This window comes from Mesorhizobium sp. M7A.F.Ca.US.005.03.2.1 (assembly GCF_003997795.1).
In the GTDB taxonomy this organism is placed as follows: Bacteria; Pseudomonadota; Alphaproteobacteria; order Rhizobiales; family Rhizobiaceae; genus Mesorhizobium; species Mesorhizobium ciceri.
This window is the reverse complement of the sequence record NZ_RZRP01000518.1, coordinates 1-4,608: the sequence shown is the minus strand read 5'-3', so window position 1 is coordinate 4,608 and position 4,608 is coordinate 1. Positions and strand designations below refer to the sequence as shown.

Annotated in this window: 4 protein-coding genes; all 4 read left to right on the top strand. The window is 64.4% G+C overall.

The genetic code is table 11. The annotated features are described in order from the left end of the window. A partial coding sequence (locus EN991_RS24510; protein WP_127369728.1) for an alkaline phosphatase family protein occupies window positions 1-995 on the top strand: 995 nt, incomplete at its 5' end. 220 nt (window positions 996-1,215) lie between these two features. After that, entirely contained in the window at window positions 1,216-2,673 is a 1,458-nt protein-coding gene (gene phnY, locus EN991_RS24505; protein WP_127369727.1) for a phosphonoacetaldehyde dehydrogenase, read from the top strand. A gap of 72 nt (window positions 2,674-2,745) precedes the next feature. Next, window positions 2,746-4,104 carry an aspartate aminotransferase family protein gene (locus EN991_RS24500; protein ID WP_127369726.1) on the top strand — a complete coding sequence of 453 codons (1,359 nt, stop codon included), beginning with the start codon at window positions 2,746-2,748 and terminating at the stop codon, window positions 4,102-4,104. 2 nt (window positions 4,105-4,106) lie between these two features. Continuing rightward, the coding region (locus tag EN991_RS24495) for an NAD(P)-dependent oxidoreductase (protein ID WP_281058810.1) at window positions 4,107-4,608 on the top strand (502 nt) is incomplete at its 3' end.

Below are 4,608 nucleotides of genomic sequence, written 5' to 3'. Positions count from 1 at the left end.
ATTATCTCTATGAGCGCGAGACCGGCAAGGAAGTGATGATGAACGACCCGCGCTTCCTGCGCGCGCCGACCATCTTCCAGGCCTTCTACGATGCCGGCGCCAAGGTCGCCGTGGTCACCGCCAAGGACAAGCTGCGTGCCTTGCTTGGCAAGGGCCTCGCCTTCGATGAAGGCCGCGCGCTGTGCTTCTCGGCTGAAAAATCCGACACCACCAGCAAAGCCGAGCACGGCATCGACAATGCCTCGAAGCACTTTGGGCTGCCGGTGCCGGAGGTCTATTCGGCAGAATTGTCGGAATTCGTCTTCGCCGCCGGCGTCCAGCTGCTGAAGGAATTCCGCCCCGACATCATGTACCTGACGACCACCGACTATGTGCAGCACAAATATGCGCCCGGCGTGCCGCAGGCCAACGCCTTCTACGAGATGTTCGACAAATACCTGACCGAGCTCGATGCGCTGGGTGCTGCCATCGTCGTCACCGCCGACCATGGCATGAAACCGAAGCACAAGGCCGACGGCTCGCCCGACGTGGTCTATGTCCAGGATATTCTCGACGACTGGCTGGGCAAGGACGCCGCCCGCGTCATCCTGCCGATCACCGACCCCTATGTCGTGCATCATGGCGCGCTGGGTTCCTTCGCCACCGCCTATCTGCCTGATGGCGCCAACCAGGCCGATATCATGGCCAGGCTGGCCAAGATCGACGGCATCATGCTGGTCGTCGACAGCCCGACCGCCTGCGAGCGCTTCGAGCTTCCGGCTGACCGCATCGGCGACATCGTGCTGATCTCGACCGAGAACAAGACGATCGGCACCTCGGAACATCGCCATGACCTGGCGGCTCTGAACGAACCGCTACGGTCGCATGGCGGGCTGACCGAGCAGGAGGTGCCGTTCATCGTCAATCGTGTGCTGCCGGAATTGCCGAACGAGCCGACGCTGCGCAATTTCGATGCCTTCTATTACGCGATGATGGCGGCGGCGCTGGCGGGCTGAGCCAATGTCGACCCCCACTCCGCCTCGCTACGCTCGGCACCTCTCCCCCGATCGACGGGGGAGAGGAAAGGCGCCAGGGTTAGCCGCGGCTTAGCCTGAAAACGTTGAGGCACTGACCTCGCCTGATTTCCTCTCCCCCGGCGATCGGGGAGAGGTGGCCCGAAGGGCCGGAGTGGGGGTCGAATCCTCCGCGCAACAAGAATCTGCTGGAGCAGAACCCATGACCAAGCTCGACCCCGCCATCAAAGTTCGCCACGAGCCGATGCGCATCGCCGGCAGACGAGTCGATGCCGACGGCGTCGTCGAGGTGCGCTACCCCTGGAACGACACCGTCATCGGCACCGTTCCGGCCGGCCGCGCCGATCACGCCCGCCAGGCATTCGAGATCGCCGCCGGCTACAAATCGAGGCTGACCCGCTACGAGCGTCAGCAGATACTGTTCCGCACCGCCGAGGCATTGGCCTCGCGCCGTGATGAAATCTCCGATCTCATCACGCTCGAGCTCGGCATCTCCAAGACGGACTCGCTCTATGAGGTCGGCCGTGCCTATGACGTGTTCACGCTGTCGGCGCAGATGTGCATCCAGGATGACGGGCAGATCTTCTCCTGCGACCTCACCCCGCACGGGAAGGCGCGCAAGATCTTCACCACTCGCGAGCCGTTGAAGGCGATCTCGGCGATCACGCCGTTCAATCATCCGCTCAACATGGTCTCGCACAAGGTGGCGCCGGCGATCGCCACCAACAATTGCGTGGTGGTCAAGCCGACCGAACTGACGCCGATGACCGCACTTCTCCTGGCCGACATTCTCTATGAAGCCGGCCTGCCGCCGGAAATGCTGTCGGTGGTGACCGGTTGGCCGGCCGATATCGGCAACGAGATGATCACCAACGACAACATCGACCTGATCACCTTCACCGGCGGCGTGCCGGTCGGCAAGATGATCGCCCGCACCGCCGGCTACAAGCGCCAGGTGCTGGAGCTCGGCGGCAACGACCCGCTAATCATTCTCAACGATCTATCGGACGAGGATCTGGCAAAGGCGGCGGACTTGGCAGTGGCCGGAGCGACGAAAAACTCCGGCCAGCGCTGTACCGCGGTCAAGCGCATCCTCGTCCAGGAAAGTGTCGCCGACCGTTTCGTGCCGCTGGTGCTGGAGCGGGCGAAGAAGATCCGCTTCGGCGATCCGATGGACCGCGCGACCGACCTTGGTACGGTTGTGCACGAGAAGGCGGCGGCGCTGTTCGAAGCCCGCGTCCACATGGCTGCCGAGCAAGGCGCCGACATTCTCTACAATCCGGGCCGCCAGGGCGCGTTGCTGCCGCCAATCGTCGTCGATCGCGTGCCGCATACATCCGAGCTGGTCATGGAAGAAACCTTCGGGCCGATCATCCCGATCGTGCGTGCGCCGGACGATGACGAGGCGTTGATTGCGCTCTCCAACTCGACCGCCTTCGGCCTGTCGTCGGGCGTCTGCACCAACTCGTTTCCCCGCATGCAGAAATACATCGCCGGGCTGCAGGTCGGCACCGTCAACATCTGGGAAGTGCCGGGCTATCGCATCGAGATGTCGCCCTTCGGCGGCATCAAGGATTCGGGCAACGGCTACAAGGAAGGCGTCATCGAAGCGATGAAGAGCTACACCAATGTGAAGACATTTTCGCTGCCCTGGTCCTGACCGGACGGCATTGACGGATAGAACAATCGAGGGAGCGTTCGCCGCTCCCTCATTCGCATTTCGGAGACCATGATGGCCGCGATATCTGAACTTGTGCACACCGAAGGCGATTCCAACACCACAGCGGCTCGCGGTCGCTGGGATGCCGGGCAGGGCGATCCGCGGATCCGCGGCCTGCTCGATCGCGACGCGGCCGCCTTCATGCACCAGAGCCTGTCCAGCCCCTGTTTGTCGACGATCGCCAAGGCGCAAGGCATCTGGATCGAGGACACCGCCGGTCGCCGCTTCATGGATTTCCACGGCAACAGCGTCCATCACCTCGGCTATGGCCACCCGAGGCTTGTGGCCGCCATCAAGAAGCAGCTCGATGAGCTCTGCTTTGCGCCGCGCCGCTTCACCTGTGAGCCCGCCGTCGAACTGGCCGAGAAGCTGGCGGCATTAGCGCCCGGCAATCTCGGCAAGGTGCTGTTCACCACCGGCGGCTCGGACGCCATCGAGGTCGCGCTGAAGATCGCCCGCGCCGCGACCGGCCGCTTCAAGACGGTGTCGTTCTGGGATGCGTTCCATGGCGCCGGCTTCGGCGCAGCAAGCGTTGGTGGCGAGGCGACCTTCCGCTCGCACATATCAGGCCCGATGATGACCGGCACCGAGCACGTCGCGCCTTGGGACGGCTATCGCTGCCCCTATGGCCACGATTCCCTGGAAGCATCGGGCCTCGCCTGCGCCAACATGATTGCCTACGTCCTTGGCCGCGAGCAGGACGTGGCGGCGGTCGTCGCCGAACCGATGCGGGCGACGCCAAACCCGCCGCCGCCGGGCTTCTGGAAGCGGGTGCGCGAGGCCTGCGACCGGCACGGCACGCTCTTGATCTTCGACGAGATCCCGACCGGCCTTGGCAAGACCGGCAAATTCTTCGCGCACGAGCATGATGATGTGACGCCTGACATCGTCGTCATCGGCAAGTCGCTCGGCGGCGGCGTCCTGCCGATTGCCGCCATCATCGCGCGCCGCGATCTCGACGTCACCGGTGGCTTCGCGATCGGCCACTACACCCACGAGAAGAACCCGGTGACGACCCGCGCCGCATTGACGACGATCGACATCATCCTGGAGGAAGGGCTGGTCGAGCGCGCGGCCGAACTCGGTCGGCACATGCTAGGGCGCATGCAGCACCTGATGGCGCGGTCGCCCCATGTCGGCGACGTCAGGGGCAGGGGACTGATGGTCGGCGTCGAGCTCGTCGAGGATCGCGATACGCGCCAGCCGGCACGCGATCTCGCCGAGCGCGTCTTCTATGCTTGCCTTGAACAGGGGCTGAGCTTCAAGATCAGCCAAGGCAACGTGTTGACGCTGTCGCCGCCGCTGGTCATTTCGAAAACCGACCTCGACGGCGCGCTCGACATCGTCGAGCGCACGGTGCTGGCGGCCTGACCATGAAGGCCGTGCGCACCGACCGCGAACTCGAATGTCCCGGCATCGACGCCGGCTTGCGGGCGAGGGGGGTCGAACTGGTGACGCTGCCGGACGGCATCCCCGAAGCTGATCTCATGCAGGCCGTTGCGGACGCCGATCTTTTGCTGATGTGCTACACGCCGATCACCGCACGGGTGATCGAGGCGGCTCCCAGATTGAACGGCATTGTCAAATATGGCGTCGGCGTCGATGCCATCGACATCCCCGCCGCGATGCGGCGTGGCATTCCCGTTGTCAACGTGCCGGATTATGCTGAGGAAACCGTCGCCGAAGGCGCCTTCGCGCTGATGATCGCGCTGGCCAAGCGGCTGCCCTCCATCACCGCGGCGGTGTCACGTGATGGTTGGATCTGGCCCGAGCAACGCTGGCTGGGGCGCGACATGTCCGGCGCCACGCTTGGGCTCGTCGGCCGCGGCAAGATCGGCCGCCGCATGGCGCGCCTGGCCGGCCAAGGATTTCACG